This is a genomic window from Snodgrassella alvi (assembly GCF_002777745.1).
Lineage (GTDB): Bacteria > Pseudomonadota > Gammaproteobacteria > Burkholderiales > Neisseriaceae > Snodgrassella > Snodgrassella alvi_D.
Genome location: NZ_MEIO01000041.1, coordinates 1 through 2,102 on the forward strand (window position 1 = coordinate 1; position 2,102 = coordinate 2,102).

At 50.3% G+C, this 2,102-nt stretch carries 2 protein-coding genes; both read left to right on the forward strand.

Annotated elements, in window-relative coordinates; all coding sequences use genetic code 11:
- A partial coding sequence (locus BHC51_RS05270; protein WP_143558787.1) for a ShlB/FhaC/HecB family hemolysin secretion/activation protein occupies positions 1 to 1,101 on the forward strand: 1,101 nt, incomplete at its 5' end.
- Between the two features lie 93 nt (positions 1,102 to 1,194).
- Positions 1,195 to 2,102: two-partner secretion domain-containing protein (locus BHC51_RS05275; protein WP_143558788.1), on the forward strand; the 908-nt coding region annotated here is incomplete at its 3' end.

Below are 2,102 nucleotides of genomic sequence, written 5' to 3' on the forward strand. Positions count from 1 at the left end.
GCAGAAGAACCCAACCAGAGTGATATCGTAATTAGCTGGGCTCAGCGCACCGTCCCCTTACGTTTAAGCCTCAGCGTAGACGATTCCGGTAGCCATTCAACTGGGCGCTATCAAGGCGGTGCCACCTTATCGGTAGATAACCCATTAGGATTAAGTGATTTATTCTATGTCAACTACAACCATGATCTGGGCGGCAAAGACAGCTACTTCAGCGATGATGGCAAAACAGGCAGCGGAACCCATGGTTATGCACTGCATTATTCCATACCGGTAGGCAACTGGCTTATCGCCTATAACCGTAACCATTACCGTTACCATCAGGCAGTAGCCGGATATAACGAAAACTATGACTATAGTGGTAACAGCGACAATACCGATATAGGCATTACCCACATGCTATACCGCAACAGTCACCGCAAAACAGACATAACCGCCAAGCTATGGCGACGAGAATCGCACAACTTCATCAATGATGCCGAAATCGAAGTACAGCAACGGCGGACAGCTGGCTGGACAGTCAACCTGAACCATCAAGAGTATATCGGCAACGCCACCCTCAACTTAGGAATAGGCTACAAACGCGGCACTGGTGCGAGTAACAGCTTACGTGCGCCCGAAGAAGAATTTGGCGAAGGCACCTCACGCATGAAAATCATCAGCATAGATGCCGGCATACAATGGCCATTCAACATTGGACAACAGCACCTAAGCTATGACAGCAACTTTCACGGCCAGTGGAACAAAACCCCATTAATCACCCAAGACCAAATTTCCATAGGCGGGCGCTATACCGTACGAGGTTTTAATGGCGAAATGAGCCTGATGGGAGAACGAGGCTGGTATTGGAACAACAACCTCAACTGGCAATACAAAGCAGGACAACAAGTATATCTGGGACTGGATGTTGGCCACGTAGCCGGACCAGCCACCGAGATGCAGCTAGGAAAAACACTGGCCGGAGCCGTAATCGGCTTTAAAGGGCAAATCAAAGCGGGCGGACAATGGTACTACGACATCTTTGCCGGCAAACCCATATATAAGCCCCAATATTTCCGTACTCCCGGAACCAGCGTTGGCTTTAGCCTCAACTATTCCATATAAACACATCACAAACTAATAAACCAATATAAAAAGCATAACAGTATTTCTGGTTATTTCGCATGATAACCAGCTAAAAAAGTAATAGGAAAGATCATGAACAAAAACCGCTACAAAGTCATCTACAACAAACACCGCGGACAAATGGTAGCCGTAGCCGAAAACACCACCAGCACAACAAAAAGTACCGCCGAACACAGCAGCAGTAGCAGCAACATCATCAGCAGCCTGCTGGCCAAACTGCCCTTGTTAACCGGTTCCATCCTGCTCGGATTCGGATTATGCATATTGGTTCAAAATAATGTCATAGCAGCCGAAATTCATGCCGACCTGTCTGCCCCTAAAAACCAGCAGCCAACCATCCTGCCCAGCGCCAACGGCACCCCGCAGATTAACATCCAAACCCCGAGCAAAAGAGGCGTTTCCATCAACCAGTACCGGCAAATGGACATCGACCAGAAAGGCGCCATCCTCAACAACAGCCGCAAAAGCACCCAGACCCGTCAGGCAGGCTGGATACAGGGTAACCCATGGTTAGCCAAAGGCGAAGCCAGCATCATCGTCAACCAAATCAACAGCAGCAATCCCAGCCGTCTTAACGGCTACATCGAAGTAGCCGGACGGCGTGCCGAAGTCATCATTGCCAATCCGGCCGGCATCAACATCAACGGCGGCGGCTTCATCAACGCTGCCGGCGTTACCCTCACCACCGGCCGCCCCCAGATTAACGATGGACAAATCAGCGGCATACAAATCAACCGCGGCAACATCAGCATCAGCGGCCAAGGTTTAGATAGCAGAGACAGCGACTATACCCACATCCTCACCAAAGCAGCACAAATCAACGCTGGCATCTGGGCGAACCAACTGAACATCATCAGCGGCAGCAACCACATCAATGCCGAGAATCAGCACATCAGCGCCAACGAAAACAACACCGACCCCAAGCCCGGCATCGCCATCGATACCGGCAAACTGGGTGGCATGTATGCGGGTAAAATCGT